Raw genomic sequence first — 21,637 nt, 5'->3', positions numbered from 1 at the left:
GGGGCAGGATGCTCCCCTCTTGGGGGAGCTGTCGCGGAGCGACTGAGGGGGCCTTCTCGGCCTTGGCCGCGCTGCCCCCTCCGCCCCTTCGGGGCACCTCCCCCAGAGGGGGAGGATCCTCCCGCTACTTCCGCTCCAGATAATCCAGCGCCATGAACAGCTCGGCCTTCACGCCGGTCTCCAGCACGTCCTCGTCGACGGTGAAGTACGGCGAGTGGTTGGCCGGCGCGCCGGCGGCGGGGACGCCCTTGGGGCGGCCGCCCAGTTGCACGAACACGGCCGGAACCTTCAGGGCGTAGAGCGAAAAATCCTCCGCCCCGGTCACCAGCGGCGCCTGATCGTCCACCTTGCCCGGCGAGGCCTTGAGCAAGCTGGCCTTCACCCAGCTGGACAGTTCGGGATTGTTGTAGGTCACCGGATAGGGCTGGCTGAACACCGCCGTGGCCTTGGCGCCATAGCGATCGCCGATCGACGTGACAGCCTTGGTGACCTTGTCGATCAGCTCGGCCTTACGCTCGGGCGTGAAGGTTCGCATCGTCCCTTCCATCTTCAGGTCTTCGGGGATGATGTTGTTGCGCAGGCCCATGTTGATGGTGGCGATGGTGACCACCGAGGGCGAGACGCCGACATCGACCTGGCGCGCGGCGATCTGGTTGATGGCCTGGATGATGTCGGCCGAGACGCTGGCCATGTCGACGCCCGCCCAGGGACGCGCGCCATGGGTCTGCTTGCCCTTGACGGTGATGGTCAAGCGATCGGCCCCCGCATAGAAGCCGCCGGCCCGGTAGTTCAGCACATGGGCGTCGGCCGGGCCGATATGCACGCCGAAGATGGCGTCGACCTTGGGCTGGTCCAGAGCGCCGTCGCGGATCATCAGTTTGGCGCCGCCTTCTTCGCCGGCCTGCGGGCCCTCCTCGGCGGGCTGGAAGATCAAAACAACCGTGCCCTTGATGTCGGCCTTCATCCCGGCAAGCACCGTCGCGGTTCCCAGAAGCATGGCGACATGGGTGTCGTGGCCGCATGCGTGCATGACCGGGACGGTCTTGCCTTCCCAGGTGGCGGTGACCTTGGAGGCGAAGGGCTCGCCGGTCTTTTCCTCGACCGGCAGGGCGTCCATGTCGGCGCGCAGGGCGACCACCTTGCCCGGCTTGCCGCCCTTCAGGATGCCGACGACGCCGGTCTTGCCCACGCCTTCGCGGACTTCAAAGCCAAGGGCCTTCAGCTCCTTGGCGACGATGGCGGCGGTTCGAACCTCCTGGTTGCCCAGTTCGGGATGCTCGTGGATGTCGCGACGCCAGGCGATGACCTTGGGCTGCACCGCCTTGGCGGCGGCTTCGACCTTCGCGGAAGGGGCCGCCAGGGCCGGCGCGCCAAAAGCCAGGCCGGCCATGATCGCCAGCGTCGAAACCCGTCCAAGCATGCCCGTAAATCCCTCTGAAAAGCCGGCGGACTGTGGGGTGCTTGCCCAAGACCGGTCAAGCTGACGTAAGGGGCGGCTTTGCGAATGGCGCAATCGGACTAACCTTGCGGGATGGACGAGCCGATTGACGCCAAATTCGACACGATCAACGACGCGGCCGTGCGCGACCCGGGCACGGGCGTACTCAAGCCGCGCCATGCCGCGACCCTGATCATCGTCAGAACCGACGCGGCCAAGCCGCGCCTGCTGATGGGACGCCGGGCGGGCGGCCACGCCTTCATGCCCGACAAGTGGGTGTTTCCGGGCGGGCGGGTGGATCGCGGCGACTATCGCGCGCCGGCGGCCACCGAACTGTCGCCGGAGGTCACCGCGCGCCTGACCCACCAGCCCCGCCATCCCAGCCCGGCCGCCCTAGCCCGCGCCCTGGCCATGGCGGCGGTGCGGGAGACCTTCGAGGAGACAGGCCTGCTGCTGGCCCGCCCCACGCCTCCACGGCCGGCCGCCGGGGCGTGGCGGCCCTTCCTGGCCCAGGGCGCCCTGCCCGACCTGGCGCCGCTGGCCTTCGTGGCCCGAGCCATCACCCCGCCCTATCGCACGCGCCGCTTCGACGCCCGCTTCTTCATGGCCCCAGCCGAGGCCTTGCTGAGCCTGGAGCGCCAGCCCGACTGCGGCGAGTTGGACGAGATCGCCTGGGTGGACTTTACCGAGGCGCTTGCCCTGGATCTGCCCAACATCACGCGGTTCGTGGTTCAGGAGATCGGCCAGCGGCTCAAGGATGCTGGACGCCCCGCGCCCTTCATGCGTTTCCTGAACGGCGCGCGGAATCTGACCTACGTCTGATCCGCCGCATTCCGGGGGAGAACGACATGCTGGCCCTGCTCCTGGCGGCGTCCATGGCCGCCGCGACGCCTTCCGCTGAAACCGATGTCGCGCGTCTGGGCTGGATGAGCGGCTGCTGGATGCAGGTCCGCTCCAACGGACGGGTCGACGAGCAATGGCTGGCGCCCGGCGGCGGCATGATGCTGGGCATGAGCCGCACCCTGAAGGACGGCAAGCTCCGCGAATACGAATTCCTGCGAATCGCGCCCGGATCGGACGGTCGGCTGGCCTTCATCGCCAAGCCTTCAGGCCAGGCCGAGGCCAGCTTCCCGCTGAAGGAGGTCACCGACGATCTGGTGGTGTTCGAGGACCCAACCCACGATTTTCCCCAGCGGATTCTGTACAAGCGCGTGGATGCGACCACGCTGATCGCCCGGATCGAGGGGAATATCGGCGGTCTGGCCCGTGCGGTGGACTATCCCTACACGCGCTGCCCCGCCGGCAATTGACTTTGGCGAGTTGATGAGTATGTTCCGCGCCTCTCATTTCCAACGCGCGGGTACCCTGCGCGACACCGCAGGGATTCTATCATGGCCAAACCGGCTTCAATCAAGATCCGCCTGAACTCGACCGCCGACACCGGCTTCTTCTACGTGACCAAGAAGAACGCCCGCACCAAGACCGAAAAGATGGTGCTGAAGAAGTACGATCCGGTCATCCGCAAGCACGTCGAATTCAAGGAAGGCAAGATCAAGTAAGATCTGCCTGACAGGTACGACACACGAAAACGCCCGGCTAGCGATAGCCGGGCGTTTTTGATTCCATCCTCTCCCTGACGGGAGAGGTGTCGCCGCAGGCGACGGAGAGGGAAGGATCAGCGGAAGCTCCGCATCACTTCCCCCTCCGGTCGCTTCGCGACCACCTCCCCCTTCAGGGGGAGGATCTCACGCCTAACAATCGTGCCCGCTGCCCAGCGGCCGGCACCGCCCGTCCACATCCGCCGGCGGCTTGACGCCGGTCACGGCCGCGATGGTCGGCGCGATGTCCACGGTGTCGAGCGGCAGCACCCGTTCGCGGGGCGCGCTCCCTTTCCACCAGAACAGGACCGGCACGCGGCGGTCATAGTCCCAGGGGCTGCCGTGGGTGGAGACATAGGTCGGCCCCGCCGTGGCCGGCACGAGGTTGGGCTTGAAGGCCACCAGGATGTCACCCGTGCGGCCCGGATAGACGCTGCGGCGCATGCGCTCGGCCACCGACAGCTCCTCGGGCGAGGCGTCATCCGACACCGCTTCGGCGGTCAGCAGGACATTGGCGTCGAAGGCCTCGGCCACCTCGGGCTGGCGCTTGACCAGGGCCAATGCGACGGCGGTGATGCGGGCGCGATCGGTGATGGACGGCGTGCGGCGATCGGGGCCGACGACATAGATCTGGTCGATGCCGCCGTCGGCGATCAGCGGATCCCAGGACAGGCCCAGATCGGCGCGGACTTGCGCATTTAGCCTGGCCAGCCAAGGCTTGCCGATCACGCGCTCGACGTCATAGCCCTCGCTGTTCAGGCGTTCGGCGAAGTCGGCGCCGCCGTGGTCGGCGGTCAGGACCACCAGGACCCCGCCCTTGGCCTTGCCGACACGGTCCAGGAACTGGCCCAGACCCGCGTCGAGGCGCGCCATCTGGTCGCACATCTCCGGGCCGCGCGTGCCGTAGCGGTGGCCGATATAGTCGGTGGCCGACAGGCTGACGGTCAGCACGTCGACCTGCGGTCCGTCGCCCAGGCCATAGGTGTCGCGAAGCTGGGCGGCCAGGTCCAGCGAGACCTGGTCGATGAAGGGGCTGGAGCCGAGATCGCGCAGCTTGCCCGCCTCGTCGGGCGCGACCGGGATCGGCAGCGCCGCGCGCCACGCGCGGTCGCCGGTCTTGTAGTCGGCCTCCAGGGCCTTGCAGCGCTTGTCCGAGCCGCCGATCAGCTTCTTGTCGTAGCCCCAGACGAAGGGATGTTTCTTGAGGTCGGCCGCCAGCCTGGCGTTGAACGCCGCGACGGGCTTCAGCCGCGCCTCGGCGGTCTCGCCCGGCGGCACGAAGGTGGTGAAGCCAAAGCCGGGCACATACCAATAGGCGCCGTCGGCATGGTGGCCGGACATGGTGATCGCGCCACGATCCTTGCCCGAGACGCCGAATACCCGGCTGGCCGGCGAGACGGCCTTCAGCCAGTCGCCATAGGTGCTGGCCATGAGATTCTTGGGGCTGACAGCCCGACCCTTGGGATCATTGGCCAGCGGGCTGTCGTCGTCGCCCAGGCAATAGACCTGCTTGCCGGTGGCCCTGTCGTACCAGTCGTTGGCGCTGATGCCGGTCTTGTTGGGATGTTTGCCCGTCAGCAGGGTGGAGTGTCCCGGACAGGTCTCGGTCATGGCGTGCGACTGATAGCCGTTGGGATAGACGATCCCCTCCCGCGCCAGCTTGCCCAGGCCGCCGGTGAACTCCGGCCGGTGTTGAGCGAACAGATTGGCGCTGAACTGGTCGACGGAGATCACCACAACCAGCTTGGGATCAGGGCGGGCGACCGGCTCAGCCTGGGCGGAAACGCCGAACGCGAGCGCGGCGCAGGCCAGCGCGGCGGAAGTAAGCAGCTTATTCATCGACGCAAAATGCCCGATCATTTGCTCCGTGCAAGGACGGAGACGTTCGGAGGGGCAAGAAAGAGTCGGTGGCTTGAAAAGCCGTCAGGCCACGCGGCCGACCACCGCGTTGCGGCCGGAGGCCTTGGCCTCATAGACCCCCTCGTCGGCGCGCTTGAGCAGGGCCTCGGGCGTGTCGTGCTCGCCGATCGTCGCCGAGACGCCGATCGAGATGGTCACCGTCAGCAGTTCCTTGCCCTGGGCCACCCGGAAGGGCGAGCCGGCCACGTGCATGCGGATCCGCTCGGCGATGCGCATGGCGTCGGCCAGCTGGGTGTCGGGCATGATCACCGTGAACTCCTCGCCGCCGTAGCGGCAAGGCAGATCGATGGCCCGAACGTTGGAGGCCAGGCGCAGGGCGAACTCGCGCAGCACCTCGTCGCCCACGTCGTGGCCGAAGGTGTCGTTGATCTTCTTGAAGTGATCGATGTCGATCAGCAGCGCCGCCACCGGATCGCCGCCCAGGGCCGCGCGCTTGGCCAGCGAGTCGAGCTGGCCGATCATGTAGCGACGGTTGTGCAGGCCGGTCAGCTGGTCGGTGACGGCCAGCTCCAGGCTGTGGTCAAGATTGTTGCGCAGATAGTCGGTGTAGCGCTTGCGCTGGATCTGGGTCTTGACCCGGGCCGACAGCTCCTGCGGGTCGATCGGGCGCGGCAGGATGTCGTTGACGCCGATTTCCAGCGCCTTGACCATCCGGTGGCGCTCGTCGGGATCGACCATCGCCAGCACCGGCAGATGGCGGGTGCGCTCGTCCGACCGCAGGGATGCGGCGAAGCGCAGGCCATCGAAGGTCTTGGCCGCGGCGTTGATGATCACCAGGTCGACCGGTCCGCCGGCGCTGATCCGCGCCTTTTCCGGATCGGATTCGACGACCGGACGGTGCTCGACGCCCAGTTCGGTGGCGATGCGCTGGGCCTGGCGTTCATTGTCGTCGACGATCAGCACCCGGCCGCCCAGGCCGTCCAGGCGCGCGGCGGCGCCGGCGATCACGCCCATGCGACGGCCCGAGGCCTCGCGCTGGCGCAGTTCGTCGATCACCAGCTTCAGGCGGGTCAGGCTGCGCACGCGAGCGAACAGCATCACGTCGTCGATCGGCTTGGTCAGGAAGTCGGAAGCGCCGGCCTCCAGACCCTGGATCCGGTCGGCGCGACCATCGAGGGCCGTGACCAGCACCACCGGGATGTGCCGGGTGGTCGGGTCTTCCTTGAGCTTCTTGCAGACGGTGAAACCGTCCATGCCGGGCATCATGACGTCCAGCAGGATGATGTCGGGCAGATCGCTGGCCGCCATGGCCAAGGCCGTGGGGCCGTCGTTGGCGGTGGTGACCTGGTAATATTCGGCCGAAAGCTTGGCCTCGAGCAGGCGGACATTGGCCTCGATGTCATCGACGACGAGGATCCGCGCGCTCATACCGGCTCCTTCTCGAGCAGCCGCTTGATGGTGTCGAGGAAGTGGGCCACCGAGATCGGCTTGGAGATATAGGCCTCGCAGCCGCCCTCGCGAATCCGCTCCTCATCGCCCTTCATCGCGAAGGCCGTGACGGCCACCACGGGAATATGGGCGAGATCCTCGTCTTCCTTGAGCCACTTGGTGACCTCGAGCCCCGAGATCTCCGGCAGCTGAATATCCATGAGAATCAGGTCGGGGCGGTTATCCCGGGCGATCGACAGCGCCTGCAAACCCTCACGGGTCTGCAGGGTCTCGTAACCCTGGGCTTCGAGCAGATCATGAAAGAGCTTCATGTTCAGCTCATTATCCTCCACGATGAGGACCTTCTTCGTCATCCTGACCCCGACCATACGGTCCGTGGCGACGCCTGAGGGATTCGCGTCGCTTCTGTCTTCCAGATCGCACGAATATCCTTAAGCCCGCGCTAATCGCGTTAACACCGGCCAATCGCAGATCATGGAACTCAGTTACTCCGACAGTGAAGCCTTTGCCATCGATCCCGCCGCGCCGCTGGTGATTGTCGATGTCGACGAGGTTCTCGCCCAGTTCATGCGCGGCTTCGGCGCGTTCGTGGGTCGTCACGGCTTCGAACTTCGGGTCGACCGTTTCGCCCTGTTCCAGAACATCTATCGCCCCGGCGAGACCGATCACCTGGACCTGATCGCCGGCAAGGTGCTGTTCGACGACTTCTTCCGCGACGGGGCAGACGACCTGGCGCCCGCCGAGGGCGCGGCCGACGCCCTGGCCGACCTCTCGACCCGCGCGGGCGTCGTGATCCTGACCAACGCGCCCGAACATGGCCGCGTGGCGCGGGCCCGATGGTTGAAGACGCACGGCTTCGACTATCCGCTGATTATCAACAGCGGCCCCAAAGGCCCGCCCGCTGCGGGGCTGGCGGGGCGCACGACCGGTCCGTCAGTGTTCATTGACGACCTGCTGCCGCAGTTGGAATCGGTGGCGGCCAGCGCCCCGGGCGTCGGGCGTTTCCAGATGGTGACCGACGAGCGCCTCCGCCCGCTGGCCCCCACCGCGCCTGACCGCCACACCCGCATAGACCACTGGCCAACCCTGAAGACGGCGATCGAGGCGCGACTGTTCGCATGATCCGTTTCGGCGTCGATTTCGGCGGCACCAAGATCGAAGCCGCCGCCCTGGACGGCGATGGCTGTTTCGTGGCCCGCGTCCGCAAGCCTAATCCCGGGAACTATGATGACGCCCTGAGCGTGGTCGCCGACCTGCTGGTCGACGCCGAATGCATGGCCGGCGCCAAGGCGACGCACCTGGGCATGGGTATTCCCGGCTCGATCTCGCCGCGAACCGGCCTGATCCGCAACGCCAACAGCGTCTATCTGAACGGACGGACCTTCGAGCAGGACCTGACCGCTCGCCTGGAACGCCCCGTCCGGCTGGCCAACGACGCCAACTGCCTGGCGCTGTCGGAAGCCGCCGACGGCGCGGGAGCCGGCGCGGGCGTGGTGTTCGCCGCCATCCTGGGCACCGGCTGCGGCGGCGGACTGGTGGTCGACGGCAGGATCATCGAGGGCCGCAACGGCATCGGCGGCGAATGGGGCCACACGCCCCTGCCCTGGCCCGCGCCAGAGGAATATCCCGGCCCCGCCTGCTGGTGTGGCCGCAAGGGGTGCCTGGAAACCTGGATCGCCGGCCCGGCCTTCGCGCGCGACGCCGGCCACCCCAGCGGTCAGGCCGCCATGGCCGCCGTCGAGTCCCGCGACACCTCGGCTGCGGCGGCGCTGGACCGCTATGTCGACAGGCTGAGCCGCGCCCTGGCGGCGATGTGCGATCTGATCGATCCGGACGTGATCGTGCTGGGTGGCGGCATGTCGAACGTCGAGGCTCTGTATGACCGGCTGCCGTCCGCCATTGCCCCGCACGTCTTTTCCGACACCTTCGAGACGCCGGTGCGCAAGGCGATCCACGGCGACAGTTCCGGCGTTCGCGGCGCGGCCTGGCTGTGGCCGCTATCCTAGATCAAGGGACCCAGATCAGGGGCGATCCAGAAAGGCGCTGTAGCGCTCGATCAGCGCCTGTCGATCCAGTCCCGGCTCCAGCAGGTGACGCACATCCAGCCCTCCGCGCCAGGTCACTTGGTATTCCGACGCCACGTAGTCGGCGAAGGCGCTCTCGTTCTCCAGGGCCATGTATTCCAGCAGGCCCAGCTTCGGCGCCAGGGTCAGCTGACCATTGAACTGATCCAGGATCCATCGATGATCCATGACGCCGCGATAGGGCCCCTCGGGCCTGCTGACCTCCGTGTAGCGGCCGGGCGCGGACAGGAAGCCCGCCTCGGCGACTAGAGGCAGCATGCGCAGCAGCAGATCGGGATCGGTCATCCGCTGGATCACGTGATCGCAAAGCGCATAGGAGAACCGCCCGTGCCGGGCCACGTGATCCAGCAGCGGCCGCCAGGTGCTCTCGCTGTTCAGGTCGCCGGTGAAATGGGTCGCCGCCCCGCCTTCGGGATCACCGATCGAGACCGTCGCAAGACCGCTCAGATCGGGTGACGCCGCGCCGATCCGCAGGACGCTGAAGTTCCAGTTCCGCTGCTTCTGGTCCTGCAGGAAGGCGACGAGCTCTCCCGTTGAGCCCTTTGGAGCGAACATGCCGCCCTGCGAGGGGCGCGGCACGCGGCGCTCGAAGATGCAGTCGATCTGCACCACCTTGCCGTCCGGCTCGCCCTGCCAGCGGAACAGCGCCAGGGTCTCGGTGGTGACAAAGCCCATCGACGCCAGCGCCTCGATGATCTCCTCGGCGCGACCGGCCCCGGGATTGTAGTCGGCCAGCGAGATCTCGATCATCACATAGTCGGCCTTGGCGATGACCTCGCGCCCGCCCTGCAGAACGTCGAGTTCCGCGCCCTGGGTGTCGATCTTCACGAAATCGAACTGACGGTCGGCCAGCAAGTCGTCGAGACGGACCTTGGGCACGGCCTCGCGAATGACGACCTCGTCGCGGAAGTGCTCCGAATTCTCTCGATAGAGCGAGCTGCCGGTCGACTGCAGCCATTCGCGGGTCAGGAAAAGCTCGGCCTCCCCGTTCTCGTTCGACGCGGCGACCATGTGCCGTTCAAAGGGAAGCTTGGCCAGGCTCTCCTCACAATGGGGATTGGGCTCGATCATCGTCGGCTTGCACGACGGGAACACCTGCAGGAACGACCAGGTGAACATTCCGACATTGGCGCCGATATCCAGCACCGTGGCCGGCATGTAGCCCTGCAGACGCAGGCGTTGAAAGAGCTTGAGGTCCAATGGAGTTATCCCGCTGACAGCCGCCGCCGAAGCTGACGCTCTCGCGTCGATTCGCGATAGGCTCGCCTTGCGTTTCGGGCCGGCGAAGAGACAGACTTGAGAATGAAGGCGCTGTGCCGCGATTGTTTCTGGACGGGCGAGGACCGGGCGCGACGCTGCCCCGTCTGCGGCTCTCCACGCGTCGTCTTCCATGAGGAACTGGGCGCGCTGTCGATGGCGCATCTGGACTGCGACGCCTTCTACGCCTCGGTCGAGAAGCGCGACGATCCGTCCATCCGCGACAAGCCGGTGATCATCGGCGGCGGCAAGCGCGGGGTGGTCACCACCGCCTGCTACATCGCCCGCATGAGCGGCGCCCGCTCGGCCATGCCGATGTACAAGGCGCTGAAGCTGTGCCCCGAGGCCGTGGTCATCAAGCCCAACTTCGCCAAGTACAAGCACGAGAGCCGGCGGATCATGGAGAAGCTCTCGGCCCTGACCCCGCTGGTCCAGCCCCTGTCGCTGGACGAGGCCTGGATCGACCTGTCGGGGACCGAGCGGCTGCATGGCGCGCCGCCGGCGGTGATGCTGGCGCGGCTTCAGGCGGAGATCGAAAGTGAGATCAACCTGACGGTCTCGATCGGCCTGGCGCCCAACAAGTTCCTGGCCAAGATCGCCTCTGAACTGGACAAGCCGCGCGGCTTCTCGGCCATCGGCGCGGCCGAGGCCCAGAGCTTTCTGGCCAGCAAGCCGGTCTCGATCCTGCCCGGGGTGGGCCCCGCCACCGTGACAGCCCTGGCTTCCGAAGGCTTTCGCACCGTGGGCGACATCGCCGCCGCCGACCTCAAGCACCTGGCCGCCGTTCTGGGCTCCGGCGGCCTGCGCCTGCATCGCCTGGCCCACGGTCAGGACGCCCGCGCGGTTGATCCCGATCAGGTGCGCAAGACGATCAGCGCCGAGACCACCTTCAATGACGACCTCTTCAAGCGCGACGATCTGGAGGACGAACTCTGGCCGCTCTGCGAGCGGGTGGCGCGTCAGGCCCGGGCCGAGGGCGTGGCCGGGCGGGTCGCGACGCTGAAGCTGCGCACGCCCGACTTCAAGGTCCACACCCGCCGCCGCACCCTGGCGGTGCCGACCCAGACGGCGCGCACGCTGTTCCAGGTGGCTCGCGAGCTGCTGGCCGCCGAACCAGGCGGGACCTACTACCGCCTGATCGGCGCGGGCCTGACCGAGTTCGTCCCCGCCGAGGGCGCGGCCGATGACTTCTTCGCCAGCGATGAGCGCCGGGCGCTGAAAAACGAACAGACCATCGACGTCCTGCGCGGCAAATTCGGCGCGGGAGCTGTCATGACCGGACGCGCGCTCAAGAGCCGGTGAGTCGCCCCCTTCCACCCAGCCCGGGCGCGGGTCCGTACACGCCCACCCCTTGCGCGACGCATCGCCGCGCACCATTTCGGCTCCTCGCCCAGGAAACCGTCATCGCACGGCCTCCGTTCTCCCAATCGTGAAGTCATTTTACAGGGCGCCCCTGTGTTAAAGCGGCGCACTATCGCGTCGGCCTCTTCCAAAGCCCGCGCGTTTCCATATCTAATCCTAGTAAGGCGGGTGGTTCGGCCCGTCGGGAGAAAACGGTCAATGGCCGAGCGAAAGCAAGGCGGACAAAACAACGGATCTGGATCTTCGGTCGTCACAGAGGTGAAGCCGAAGACACAGAAGCCTTCGCTCTATCGAGTACTGATTCTGAATGACGACTACACGCCGATGGAATTCGTCGTGTACGTACTCGAGCGCTTTTTCAACAAGTCGCGCGAAGATGCGACCCGGATAATGCTGCACGTTCACCAGCACGGTGTCGGCGTATGCGGCGTTTATACTTACGAAGTTGCTGAAACGAAGGTTGCGCAGGTCATAGACTCGGCGCGACGTCATCAGCATCCCTTGCAGTGCACCATGGAAAAAGACTGAGGAGCCTCCCCCCTTGCCCTCGTTTTCTCGCCCTCTCGAAGAATCCCTCCACCGCGCCGTGGCCTACGCCAACCAGCGTAAGCACGAGTACGCCACCCTGGAGCATCTGCTCCTCTCCCTCACCGACGACGATGACGCCGCCGGGGTGATGCGCGCCTGCGACGTCGATCTCGCCGCGCTGAAGAAGAGCCTGGCCAACTATCTCGACGTCGAACTGGCCTCGCTGGTCGTCGACGACGAGGAAGACGCCAAGCCGACCGCCGGCTTCCAGCGCGTGATCCAGCGCGCCGTGATCCACGTGCAGTCGTCGGGCCGCGAGGAAGTCACCGGCGCCAATGTGCTGGTCGCCATCTTCTCCGAACGCGAAAGCCACGCCGCCTACTTCCTGCAAGAGCAGGACATGACGCGCTATGACGCGGTGAACTTCATCGCCCATGGCATCGCCAAGAAGGCCGGCGCGTCCGAGCCCAAGGCCGTCAAGGGCGCCAGCAACAGCACGACCGAAGACGACGCCGAAAAGCCCAACACCAAGACCGGTGGCGAGGCTCTTGAAGCCTATTGCGTCGACCTCAACGAGAAGGCCCGCCAGGGCAAGGTCGACCCCCTGATCGGCCGCGCGAACGAAGTGGAACGCGCGATCCAGATCCTGTGCCGCCGCACCAAGAACAACCCCCTGCTGGTGGGTGAGCCCGGCGTCGGCAAGACCGCCATCGCCGAAGGCCTGGCCCGCAAGATCATCACCCATCAGGTCCCCGAGGTCCTGGCGGAAGCCACCATCTTCTCGCTCGACATGGGCGCGCTGCTGGCCGGCACCCGCTATCGCGGCGACTTCGAGGAACGCGTCAAGCAGGTGGTCAAGGAACTCGAGAACCACCCCAACGCGGTGCTGTTCATCGACGAGATCCACACCGTGATCGGCGCCGGCGCGACCAGCGGCGGGGCGATGGATGCTTCGAACCTGCTGAAGCCGGCCCTGGCTTCAGGCAGCCTGCGCTGCATGGGCTCGACCACCTACAAGGAGTTCCGTCAGCACTTCGAGAAGGATCGGGCCCTGGTCCGTCGCTTCCAGAAGATCGACGTCAACGAACCGACCGTGGAAGACACCATCAAGATCCTCAAGGGGCTGAAGAGCTACTACGAGGACTTCCACAAGCTGAAATATACCAACGACGCCATCAAGGTGGCCGTCGAGCTGTCGGCGAAATACATCACCGACCGCAAGCTGCCCGACAAGGCGATCGACGTGATCGACGAAGCCGGCGCGGGCCAGATGCTGCTGCCCGAGAACCGTCGCAAGAAGGTGCTGGGCGTCAAGGAGATCGAGGCCGTCGTAGCCAAGATCGCCCGCATCCCGCCCAAGTCGGTCTCCAAGTCCGACACCGAGGCGCTGAAGGAGCTGGAAACGGATCTGAAGCGCGCCGTGTTCGGTCAGGACGACGCGATCATGCAGCTGTCCTCGGCCATGAAGCTGGCCCGCGCCGGTCTTCGCGACGCGGACAAGCCGATCGGCTCGTTCCTGTTCAGCGGCCCGACCGGCGTCGGCAAGACCGAAGCCGCCAAGCAGCTGGCCCTGACGCTGGGCATCGAGATGATCCGCTTCGACATGTCCGAATACATGGAACGCCATACCGTGAGCCGCCTGATCGGCGCTCCTCCCGGCTATGTCGGCTATGATCAGGGCGGCCAGCTGACCGACGCCGTCGACCAGCACCCGCACGCGGTGGTCCTGCTCGACGAAATCGAGAAGGCTCACCAGGACGTCTACAACATCCTGCTGCAGGTCATGGATCATGGGGTTCTCACCGACTCCAACGGCAAGAAGGTCGATTTCCGCAACGTGGTCCTGATCATGACCACCAATGCGGGTGCCTCGGACGCCCAGCGCCAGTCCATCGGCTTTGGTCGCGACAAGGTGGTTGGCGAGGAAGAGGCCGCCCTCAAGCGCCTGTTCACGCCGGAGTTCCGCAACCGGCTTGACGCCGTGGTGCAATTCAAGCCTCTGACGCCGGACATCATCCGTCAGGTCGTGCAGAAGTTCGTCATGCAGATGGAGGCCCAGCTGGCCGACCGGAACGTGACGATCGAACTGACCGACGATGCGGCCGACTGGCTGGCCAAGAACGGCTTCGACGAGCTCTATGGCGCCCGTCCGCTGGGCCGGGTCATCCAGGAGCACATCAAGAAGCCCCTGGCCGACGACATCCTGTTCGGACGTCTGGTGCGGGGCGGCCACGTCAAGATCATCCTCAAGGACAGCAAGATCGACTTCGAGATCGAGAGCACGCCGGAAAAGCCCGCCAAGGGCTCGGCCGCCACCGAGACCGAAGCCGAGCCGGCCCTGGTCGAGTAGAACCCGACCCCCAGACCAAGCGAGAGGCCCGGAGCAATCCGGGCCTCTTTCGATTCAGGCTTGCGTCCGCCCGTCGCCTTGATACTTTAGTTTATGCTAAACAATCAGCAGCCCCTTGATCTGATGTTCCAGGCCCTGGGCGACCCTACCCGGCGGGCCATGGTCGAACGCCTGAGCCGGGGCGCCGCCTCGGTCAGCGAATTGGCGCAGCCGCTGGACATGACCCTTTCGGCCGTCGTGCAGCATCTGGCGATCCTGGAAGGCAGCGGCCTGGTGAAATCCGAGAAGGTCGGCCGCGTCCGGACCTGCCGGATCGATCCCGACGCCCTCCAGGCCGTCGAACGCTGGGTCAATGACCGCCGCATCGGCTGGGAACGCCGGCTGGACCGCCTGGGCGACTATCTCGCCCGAGGCGAAGACGACTGACACGAGGGAGAAACACCATGACGCAACGTTCCGTCACCCACGCCATGTTCACCATCGAACGAACCTATGCCGCCTCGCCCGCCCGGGTGTTCAAGGCCTTCGCCGACCCCGTGGCCAAGGCCAAATGGTTCGGAGGGCCTGACGAGTGGGAAAAGGGGCCGGCGGAATTCGATTTCCGGGTCGGAGGGCGCGAGATCAGCTCGGGCGGTCCAGCCGGCGCCCCGATCCACATCTTCAACTGCGTCTATCAGGACATCGTCCCCGACGAGCGCATCATCTACACCTACGACATGGTGTTGGGCGAGACGCGGATCTCGGTGTCGCTGGCCACCATTGAGTTCAAGGCCCAGGGCGCCGGAACCCGGCTGATCTTCACCGAACAGGGCGCGTTCCTGGACGGCTACGACGACGCCGGCAGCCGCCAGGAAGGCACGGAGTGGCTGCTGGGCAAGCTGGCAGAAAGTCTGGCGCTGAAAGGCGCCTAGAGTTTTCTAAAGCGCCGCCGCGATCTTCTCGGCTAGGATCTTCAGGTCTTCGACATCCGCCATGCCCTCGCCGTGCCGGCCCAGCGCCTCGCCCTCATAGCGGGGGATGACGTGGAAATGCAGGTGGAACACGGTCTGGCCGGCGGGCGCGCCGTTGAACTGGGTGACGATCACGCCATCAGGCTTCAGGGCGGCGGTCACGGCGGCGGCGGCCTTCTGGGTGGCGCCGATCAGGCGGCCCAGGGTCTTAGCTTCGGCGTCCAGCAGGTTGCGGGCCTTGGAGGTCTTGGAGATCACCAGCATGTGGCCGCGCGACTGCGGGAACACGTCCATGAAGGCCAGGACCTGATCGTCCTCGAACACCTTCACCGCCGGCATTTCTCCCCGGATGATCTTGGCGAAGATGTTGTCGGGGTCGTAGGTTCCGTGAAGGCTCATGGCCGTCTCCTGTTCGGGACGCCGTCGTAGCAAACCAGGGGGAGCGCGCAAGCATGACGAGCCGGCCCGTCGACAAGCCCCAGGGCCTGACCGAACGTCAGGAGAAGTGGTTCGCGTCGATCCGCGACAATCTGGAACGGGAGACAGGCAAGCCCCTGGCTGACTGGGTGGAGATCGTGCGGCGCGACTGCCCCGAGACCAAGCCCCGCGCCCGGGCCGTCTGGCTGAAGGACACCCACGGCATCGGCGCCAATCGGGCGGCCTTCATCCTGTCCGAAGCCTTTCCCTCCCAGATGGGCTGGGAAGACGCCGATGGCTTGCGCAAGGCGCTGTGGACCGACGCCGCCGCCACGGCGATCCTGGAAGCCGTCGAAGCCGCCGTGGCGGATTTCCCGGGCCTGGTCACCGGCCAGCGGAAAGGCTTCACCGCCTGGTCCAACCAGTTCCAGTTCGCCGCGCTCAAACCCGTCAAGGGCGGGACGGCCGTGCTGGGGCTGGCGACAGCGCCCGAGGCGTCCCCTCGCCTCTCCGCCCCCGGCAAGGAAGGCTGGTCCGAACGGCTGAAGGCCAGGATCGCCCTGGCCTCGCCGGCCGACGTCGATGATGACCTCAAGGCGCTGCTGAAAACGGCCTGGGAAAAGTCCTGACGGAACATCCGCCCCCGCTTCATCGTTGGCTTTCCACATATGGAGAACGCCATGTCGAACGAAGCCGAACTCGCCGCCAAGCTCTGGAAGGCGCTCAAGTCCGACCGCACCGTGATGCTGGGCCTGCCCGACGATCCGGACGGCAAGGGGCAACCCATGACCGTCCAGTTCGAGGGCGACCACAGCGGACCGCTGTGGGTCTTCACGTCGGACGACAATGATCTGGTGAAGTCCATCGGCGGCGCGGAACGTGAGGGCCTGATCCAGTTCGTTTCAAAGGGTCACGAGCTGTTCGCCACCATCGATGGCCGGATCACCGTCGATACCGACCATACGACGGTCGAGCGCCTGTGGAATCCCTTCGTCGCGGCCTGGTATCAAGGCAAGGACGATCCCAAGCTGCGCCTGCTGCGCTTCGATCCCGGCCATGCCCAGATCTGGCTGAACGAGCATAGCCTGTTCGCCGGCGTGAAGATGCTGCTCGGCCGTGATCCCAAGCAGGATTACGAGGGCAAGGTCGCCAAGGTGGAACTGACCTAAGGCCCCTCTTGCCGGAACGGGGAATATTCCTCGGTCAGCATTTCCATGTCTTGTTCCACGGCCTCGCGCTCCTGCTGCAGATAGCGGGCGACCGGCTCGCGCAGCATGGGGTCGGCGATCCAGTGGGCGGAATAGACCGCGCTGGGCAGATAGCCCCGGGCGATCTTGTGCTGCCCCTGGGCGCCGGCCTCGACACGCGGCAGGCCCAGGCGGATCGCATGCTCGATGGCCTGGTAGTAGCAGAGCTCGAAATGCAGGAACGGCACGTCCTCGGTGCAGCCCCAGTGGCGGCCATACAGACAGTCGCGGCCCAGCAGGTTCAGCGCCCCGGCGATCCACGGACCGTCCGGACGGCGCGCCATCAGCAGGATCACCTTGTCGGCCATGCGCTCGCCGAGCAGCGAATAGAACTTCCGGTTCAGATAGGGCCGCCCCCATTTGCGGCTGCCGGTGTCCATGTAGAAGCCGAAGAAGGCGTCCCAGTGGGCCTCGGTGATCTCGTCGCCGGTCAGCGCGACGATTTCCAGCCCGGCCTGGGCGTCGCGGCGCTCGCGGCGGATGGTCTTGCGGCGGTTCGAGGATAGGGCCGCCAGGAAATCGTCGAACGTCGCGTAGCTGGCGTTTTCCCAGTGATATTGCTGGTCCTGCCGCAGCAGCATGCCGCGCTGGCCCATCCACTCCCATTCGTCGGCCTTGGGGAAGGTCACGTGAAGGGACGACGCTCCCATGCGCTCGCACAGGGTCAGGGCCCCGCCCAGCAGGGCCGAGCGCCCCTCGTCGATATCGATATCGGGTCGCACGATCAGGCGCGAGCCTGTGACCGGCGAAAAGGGCGAGGAGCACTGAAGCTTGGGGTAATAGCGCCCCCCGGCCCGCTCATAGGCGTCGGCCCAAGAGTGATCGAAGACATATTCGCCCTGGCTGTGGGACTTCAGATAGAGCGGCATCACCCCGGCGACGCCGCCCTGCTCATCCTCGACCGACAGGTGTTGCGGCGCCCAGCCCGTGCGGGTCCCGACGCAGCCGCTCTCTTCCAGGATCGACAGGAAGTCGTAGCTGACGAACGGATCGCCGGTCGGCGCGGCGCAGGCGTCCCACGCCTCGCGGCCGATCTCGGCGATCTCGCGATGGACGCGAACCGCCGCCTTCACCGAGGTCACGCCTCGAAGCCCTCGAAGATCAGGTTGTCGCAATGATCGCTGATGGCGTCCCACTGATCGGGTGAGCGCACCGTCCAGGCGATCACCGGCATGCCCTTGGCGCGATAGACGTCGGCGCGCGCGCTGGGCAGCATGTCCAGGCCCAAGGCCAGGAAGTCGGGCCGCGCGATCTCGACCTGTTCCAGCGCCGCCAGCGACTTGCGCATCTCCGGCGCCAGCTTGCGGGCGCTGTCGTCATTCCAGCTGTAGGAATCCAGGCCCCGCAGGATTTGCGGATGATGGTCGGCGAACCAGGCGTGGGAATAGGGATTGAAGCCGATCACGGCGGTCGGACCGTTGTGATCGATCAGGATCTCGGAGACCACCTTCTCCAGTTCGCCCACCTCGCCGAAGGGAGTCTTCAGCTCGATATAGACCATGGCCCGATGACCGATCATCGTCAGGGTGTCGGCCAGGGTGGGGATGGTTTCGTCGGTGCCGGACAGGGCCATCTGACCAAGGTCGGCCGCGGTGTGGTCGCGCAAGCGGCCCTGAACGCCGGTCAGGCGATCCAGCTTGTCGTCATGAAAGACCACGGCCTGACCGTCGGCGGTCAGCTGCACGTCCAGTTCGATCGCATAGCCCTTGGCGCAGGCGGCCTGGAAGGCGGCGAGCGAGTTCTCGGGCGCGCCGCCGGGCGTCCAGAGCCCGCGATGGGCGATGGCGGGCTCGAACAGGCGCTCCCAGGCTTCGCCAAACACCTCGGCGGAGGGACGCTCGTGGGGGCGCATCAGGCGATCTCCACCACAGCATCGACCTCGACCGCGAAGCCCAGAGGCAGGCGATAGACCCCCACCGCCGAGCGGGCGTGGCGGCCGGCGTCGCCCAGCACCTCGACCATCAGGTCCGAGCAGCCGTTGACCACCTTGGGAATGTCGATGAAGTCGGGTCCGGCTTGGACGAAGCCTCCAAGCTTGACGACGCGGACCACACGATCGAGGTCGCCGTCACAGGCCGCCTTCATCTGGGCCAGCAGGTTGACGCCGCACAGGCGCGCGGCCTTCTGGGCGGTTTCCAGATCGACGTCGACACCGACCGTGCCCTTGATGCCGCCGGACGCGTCCAGCGAGATCTGGCCGGAGATGTGCACGAGGTTCCCCGAACGGACGAACGGCACATAGTTCGCGACAGGCGCGACCGGTTGCGGCAACACCACGCCAAGCTCGTTCAGGCGGTCTTCAATCTTCGACATCACGCACTCCGTTCACGAGGCGCAATGCTTAACGTCGCCAAGGGCGGGCACAAGAAAAAAGGCCCGAAACCCTCACGGGTTCGGGCCTTCATTTCAGTCCGCGGGGGCCAGCGAAGAGCTCGCCCCCCTGAGCAGCCTTAGCGGGCGGCCTGGAACTTTTCGACGGCGGCGCTGGCGCGCTCGTTCAGGGGCTTCATCGAGTCCTTGATCGAAGCCGAGACGATCTCCGAAGCCTTGCTCATCTGCGCGATGTAGGCTTCCAGAGCCGACTTGGCCCAGGTCGTCTGCAGTTCCATGGCTTCCTGCACGCTCTTGGCGGCGGCAAGCGACTTCACGGCGGCGACCTGATCTTCGGCGGCCTTCTTGGAGTAGGCGAAGGTCTGGGCGCCCAGGGCTTCAGCGCCCTTGGTGGCGGCGGTCACCGAGGCGACGACGGCTTCCAGGTTCTTCTTGGAATGGGTGTTGGCTTCGGCCAGCGCGGCCAGCGACTTCTCGACACCGTCCTTGAAGGCTTGGTTGGAAGCGGTGCTGAACTGTTCGACGGTCTTCTTCATCGTTTCGGCGGCGGCCATGGGGAGTCTCCTGGCAATGTGGCGGGGCATGGCGAAGCTGAGCAGGCAGCCCCATGCTTTGGGACAACGGTGATTTGCCATGCTGCAGTGCAGCAGTCAAGAAAATTGTGCAGCGCACCATGACCTAAGGGTAAGCTGAAGCTTGGCCGCAACGCGCACATTTTTTCCGCACCCGCGACACGATCGCTCACCGGTTGTTTACTTTGGCTAAAGGCGGGTCAGTTCATGCTAGGCTCACGCGTGTGGCGGTGCGGAACCGCTCAGTTCAAATGACGGACGCTCATTGCATGTTCGCCAAGTTTCGATCCGCCCGCTTCCTGCTCGCTGTCGCTGGTCTCGCTCTGTCTTGCCTCGGCGCCGTCGCGCCGACGACGGCGGCCGCCCAGATCCCCTATCTGCAGATGAACGCCGCGGAGCCGAAATATGCGGCGATCGTGATCGACGCGAATTCGGGCGAAGTTCTTTACGACAAACGGGCTGACAGCCCCCGCTACCCCGCCTCGGTGACCAAGGTGATGACGCTCTATCTCGCCTTCGAGGCGTTGAGCGAAGGCCGCCTGAAGCCCACCGACCGTGTCGTAATCTCCCCCCGCGCCGCCGCCCAGGCTCCCACCAAGCTAGGCCTGCCCGCGGGCGACAGCCTGACCGTGGACGAAGCCATCCGCGCCATGACCGTCAAATCGGCCAACGACGTCGCCGTCGCCATGGCCGAAAAGCTGGCCGGCAGCGAGGCGCGCTTCGCGGCGCTCATGACCCTGCGCGGTCAGGAACTGGGCATGCGCAACAGCCGGTTCGTGAACGCCTCGGGCTTGCCCGACAGCCGCCAGATCAGCACCGCCCGCGATCTGGCCATCCTGTCGCGCGCCACGATGCGCGACTTCCCGCAGTATTATTCGTATTTCAGCGTCAAGGGCTTCACCTTCCGCGGCAACTACATCAAGGGCCACAACCGCCTGCTCGACAGCATGGACGGCTTTGACGGCCTGAAGACCGGTTACACCAACGCGTCGGGCTTCAACCTCGCCGGCTCGGCCGTTCGCGACGGTCGCCGCCTGATCGCCGTGGTCCTGGGCGGCTCCTCCACCGCCTGGCGTGACAACAACATGGAAGACCTGCTGCTGACAGGCTTCGAGGTGCTCAAGCGCCGCGCGCGCGGCGACCGCACCACCATCGCCGCCAACCTCTATGAGGACGAGCCCGCCGGCCCGATCATGCGCCCCTCGGTCGAACAGGGTGATGGCGACCAGTCCAGCCTCAAGATCGTGCTTACCGAAAGCCCGCGCGCGCCCGCGCCGGTCAAGGTCGCGCCCAGCTTCAAGGCCGCCCAGGCCAAGACGCCCAAGGGCGAGTGGGCCGTCCAGGTCGGCGCCTTCAAGTCCAAGGGGCTGGCCAAGGAGCAGCTGTCGATCGTTCGCGGCCGCTTCGCCAAGTTCGTGGCCGACGCCGAGGGCGCGGTGGAAGGCGCCGCCGGCGGATCCTTCCGCGCTCAGTTTCAGGGGCTGACCGCCGAAGCGGCCCGCAGCGCCTGCGCCGCCATCTCGGCCAAGCGCCAGCCCTGCATGGTGCTGTCGCCGCGCTGAGGCGCGACGCCTAGTCTACAGGCCTATCCAAACCCCCGCTCTCCCCGGCGAATGCCGGGGCCCAGATTCAGCCTGAGCGTTTGGGGATAACGCGCCTCCCGACTCAACCCGACCAACCCCGTCTCCGGGTTCGATCTGGGCCCCGGCATTCGCCGGGGAGAGCGGAATAAAAAGCTTTGGTCGCTGCCGCCTAGCGCTTCAAGAGACGATCACGGGCGGCGTTGAGCTGCGCCGCCAGCCCGGCCGTGCCGCCCTTGTCGGGGTGAGCCAGACGGATCAGGCGGGCATGGGCCGAGCGAATCTCTTCGGCGGTGGCGTCGGGGCCGACGCCCAGGATGGAGCGGGCTTCCGTGAGACTGGGGCCGGAGACCGTCGGCTGAGCGGCCTTCCGCGCCGAAGGCCGGCGCCGGGCTTCCGAAGCGCTCCACAGCCCCACGACGCCCAGCACAATGCCCGTGCCCCAGCCGCCGCGAATTGTGGTGTAAGCCGCGCCCGCGAAGGCGGCGAAAGCGGCGACGCCCGCGCCGACGCGCCAGCCGTCCCCCTTCACCAGCGGCCGCTTGCCGCCCCAGAACACCAGGGCCAGCACGGCCGCGCCAAGCAACAGATAGATCATCGCGGTTCCGCTGACC

Annotated in this window: 24 protein-coding genes; 13 read left to right on the top strand and 11 right to left on the bottom strand. The window is 66.3% G+C overall.

Going from position 1 to position 21,637, the window contains the following annotated elements; all coding sequences use genetic code 11:
* Nucleotides 1-124 precede the first annotated feature (124 nt).
* The gene (locus tag ACQY9P_RS15375; RefSeq protein ID WP_421738414.1) at nt 125-1,420 is read right to left on the bottom strand and encodes an amidohydrolase; all 1,296 of its coding nucleotides are present in this window, start codon (nt 1,418-1,420) and stop codon (nt 125-127) included.
* Nucleotides 1,421-1,531: 111 nt separating this feature from the next.
* Here ACQY9P_RS15375 and ACQY9P_RS15370 point away from each other — a divergent pair, with 111 nt between their 5' ends.
* The 3 genes from ACQY9P_RS15370 (at nt 1,532) to rpmG (ending at nt 2,997) form a co-directional block, all read left to right on the top strand.
* Nucleotides 1,532-2,260, top strand: coding sequence for an NUDIX hydrolase (locus ACQY9P_RS15370; RefSeq protein WP_421738415.1), 729 nt, complete (start codon nt 1,532-1,534; stop codon nt 2,258-2,260).
* 26 nt (nt 2,261-2,286) lie between these two features.
* Complete coding sequence (locus ACQY9P_RS15365; protein ID WP_421738416.1) at nt 2,287-2,748, top strand: DUF6265 family protein; 462 nt, start codon at nt 2,287-2,289, stop codon at nt 2,746-2,748.
* An 81-nt stretch (nt 2,749-2,829) separates the two neighbouring features.
* Nucleotides 2,830-2,997: a 50S ribosomal protein L33 gene (rpmG, locus tag ACQY9P_RS15360; protein WP_007673017.1), complete on the top strand. Its 168-nt coding sequence runs from the start codon at nt 2,830-2,832 to the stop codon at nt 2,995-2,997.
* Nucleotides 2,998-3,189: 192 nt separating this feature from the next.
* Here the strand turns inward: rpmG and ACQY9P_RS15355 are convergent, their stop codons facing one another.
* The 3 genes from ACQY9P_RS15355 to ACQY9P_RS15345 form a co-directional block, all read right to left on the bottom strand.
* A complete protein-coding gene (locus tag ACQY9P_RS15355; protein WP_421738417.1) occupies nt 3,190-4,875 on the bottom strand; it encodes an alkaline phosphatase family protein in 1,686 nt (561 codons plus the stop codon).
* 84 nt (nt 4,876-4,959) lie between these two features.
* Nucleotides 4,960-6,324, bottom strand: coding sequence for a PleD family two-component system response regulator (locus ACQY9P_RS15350; protein ID WP_421738418.1), 1,365 nt, complete (start codon nt 6,322-6,324; stop codon nt 4,960-4,962).
* Nucleotides 6,321-6,698, bottom strand: coding sequence for a response regulator (locus ACQY9P_RS15345; protein ID WP_421738419.1), 378 nt, complete (start codon nt 6,696-6,698; stop codon nt 6,321-6,323). The genes ACQY9P_RS15350 and ACQY9P_RS15345 overlap by 4 nt, the downstream gene beginning before the upstream one ends.
* 121 nt (nt 6,699-6,819) lie before the next feature.
* Here ACQY9P_RS15345 and ACQY9P_RS15340 point away from each other — a divergent pair, with 121 nt between their 5' ends.
* Nucleotides 6,820-7,467: a hypothetical protein gene (locus ACQY9P_RS15340; protein WP_421738420.1), complete on the top strand. Its 648-nt coding sequence runs from the start codon at nt 6,820-6,822 to the stop codon at nt 7,465-7,467.
* On the top strand, nt 7,464-8,351 hold the full coding sequence (locus tag ACQY9P_RS15335) for an ROK family protein (RefSeq protein WP_421738421.1): 888 nt from the start codon (nt 7,464-7,466) through the stop codon (nt 8,349-8,351). Before ACQY9P_RS15340 ends, ACQY9P_RS15335 begins: the two co-directional genes overlap by 4 nt.
* A gap of 15 nt (nt 8,352-8,366) precedes the next feature.
* Here ACQY9P_RS15335 and ACQY9P_RS15330 read toward each other — a convergent pair whose 3' ends face one another.
* The gene (locus ACQY9P_RS15330; RefSeq protein ID WP_421738422.1) at nt 8,367-9,629 is read right to left on the bottom strand and encodes an FkbM family methyltransferase; all 1,263 of its coding nucleotides are present in this window, start codon (nt 9,627-9,629) and stop codon (nt 8,367-8,369) included.
* Nucleotides 9,630-9,731: 102 nt separating this feature from the next.
* Between ACQY9P_RS15330 and ACQY9P_RS15325 the strand changes: the two genes are divergently transcribed.
* From ACQY9P_RS15325 to ACQY9P_RS15305, 5 genes are all read left to right on the top strand, one after another.
* Nucleotides 9,732-10,988, top strand: coding sequence for a DNA polymerase IV (locus ACQY9P_RS15325; protein ID WP_421738423.1), 1,257 nt, complete (start codon nt 9,732-9,734; stop codon nt 10,986-10,988).
* A gap of 258 nt (nt 10,989-11,246) precedes the next feature.
* Nucleotides 11,247-11,576: an ATP-dependent Clp protease adapter ClpS gene (gene clpS / locus ACQY9P_RS15320; protein ID WP_421738424.1), complete on the top strand. Its 330-nt coding sequence runs from the start codon at nt 11,247-11,249 to the stop codon at nt 11,574-11,576.
* A 13-nt stretch (nt 11,577-11,589) separates the two neighbouring features.
* Complete coding sequence (clpA, locus tag ACQY9P_RS15315; protein WP_421738425.1) at nt 11,590-13,926, top strand: ATP-dependent Clp protease ATP-binding subunit ClpA; 2,337 nt, start codon at nt 11,590-11,592, stop codon at nt 13,924-13,926.
* Between the two features lie 93 nt (nt 13,927-14,019).
* A complete protein-coding gene (locus tag ACQY9P_RS15310) occupies nt 14,020-14,352 on the top strand; it encodes an ArsR/SmtB family transcription factor (RefSeq protein WP_421738426.1) in 333 nt (110 codons plus the stop codon).
* Between the two features lie 17 nt (nt 14,353-14,369).
* Entirely contained in the window at nt 14,370-14,837 is a 468-nt protein-coding gene (locus ACQY9P_RS15305) for an SRPBCC family protein (RefSeq protein ID WP_421738427.1), read from the top strand.
* Nucleotides 14,838-14,843: 6 nt separating this feature from the next.
* Here ACQY9P_RS15305 and ACQY9P_RS15300 read toward each other — a convergent pair whose 3' ends face one another.
* A complete protein-coding gene (locus ACQY9P_RS15300) occupies nt 14,844-15,275 on the bottom strand; it encodes an HIT domain-containing protein (protein ID WP_421738428.1) in 432 nt (143 codons plus the stop codon).
* Between the two features lie 53 nt (nt 15,276-15,328).
* On the opposite strand from ACQY9P_RS15300, the gene ACQY9P_RS15295 reads away from it, so the two are divergent.
* Nucleotides 15,329-15,922 (top strand): DUF4287 domain-containing protein, encoded by a 594-nt coding sequence (locus ACQY9P_RS15295; RefSeq protein WP_421738429.1) that lies wholly within the window; start codon nt 15,329-15,331, stop codon nt 15,920-15,922.
* A gap of 51 nt (nt 15,923-15,973) precedes the next feature.
* On the top strand, nt 15,974-16,462 hold the full coding sequence (locus ACQY9P_RS15290) for a pyridoxamine 5'-phosphate oxidase family protein (protein WP_421738430.1): 489 nt from the start codon (nt 15,974-15,976) through the stop codon (nt 16,460-16,462).
* Here the strand turns inward: ACQY9P_RS15290 and ACQY9P_RS15285 are convergent.
* The 4 genes from ACQY9P_RS15285 to ACQY9P_RS15270 all read right to left on the bottom strand — a co-directional run bounded on the left by ACQY9P_RS15285 (nt 16,459) and on the right by ACQY9P_RS15270 (nt 19,425).
* The gene (locus tag ACQY9P_RS15285; protein WP_421738431.1) at nt 16,459-17,622 is read right to left on the bottom strand and encodes a GNAT family N-acetyltransferase; all 1,164 of its coding nucleotides are present in this window, start codon (nt 17,620-17,622) and stop codon (nt 16,459-16,461) included. The two genes, ACQY9P_RS15290 and ACQY9P_RS15285, sit on opposite strands and share 4 nt — an antisense overlap.
* Nucleotides 17,619-18,392: a glycerophosphodiester phosphodiesterase gene (locus ACQY9P_RS15280; RefSeq protein ID WP_421738432.1), complete on the bottom strand. Its 774-nt coding sequence runs from the start codon at nt 18,390-18,392 to the stop codon at nt 17,619-17,621. Before ACQY9P_RS15280 ends, ACQY9P_RS15285 begins: the two co-directional genes overlap by 4 nt.
* A complete protein-coding gene (locus tag ACQY9P_RS15275) occupies nt 18,392-18,853 on the bottom strand; it encodes a RidA family protein (protein WP_421738433.1) in 462 nt (153 codons plus the stop codon). The genes ACQY9P_RS15280 and ACQY9P_RS15275 overlap by 1 nt, the downstream gene beginning before the upstream one ends.
* A 137-nt stretch (nt 18,854-18,990) precedes the next feature.
* Entirely contained in the window at nt 18,991-19,425 is a 435-nt protein-coding gene (locus tag ACQY9P_RS15270; protein WP_421738434.1) for a phasin family protein, read from the bottom strand.
* A gap of 287 nt (nt 19,426-19,712) precedes the next feature.
* Here ACQY9P_RS15270 and ACQY9P_RS15265 point away from each other — a divergent pair, with 287 nt between their 5' ends.
* Nucleotides 19,713-21,005, top strand: a complete 1,293-nt coding sequence (locus ACQY9P_RS15265; RefSeq protein ID WP_421740089.1) for a serine hydrolase — start codon at nt 19,713-19,715, stop codon at nt 21,003-21,005.
* A 190-nt stretch (nt 21,006-21,195) separates the two neighbouring features.
* Here ACQY9P_RS15265 and ACQY9P_RS15260 read toward each other — a convergent pair whose 3' ends face one another.
* On the bottom strand, nt 21,196-21,621 hold the full coding sequence (locus tag ACQY9P_RS15260; RefSeq protein WP_421738435.1) for a J domain-containing protein: 426 nt from the start codon (nt 21,619-21,621) through the stop codon (nt 21,196-21,198).
* Nucleotides 21,622-21,637: the final 16 nt, after the last annotated feature.

It is taken from the genome of Caulobacter sp. (assembly GCF_965279145.1).
Lineage (GTDB): Bacteria > Pseudomonadota > Alphaproteobacteria > Caulobacterales > Caulobacteraceae > Caulobacter.
This window is presented reverse-complemented; position numbering and strand designations above follow the sequence as displayed.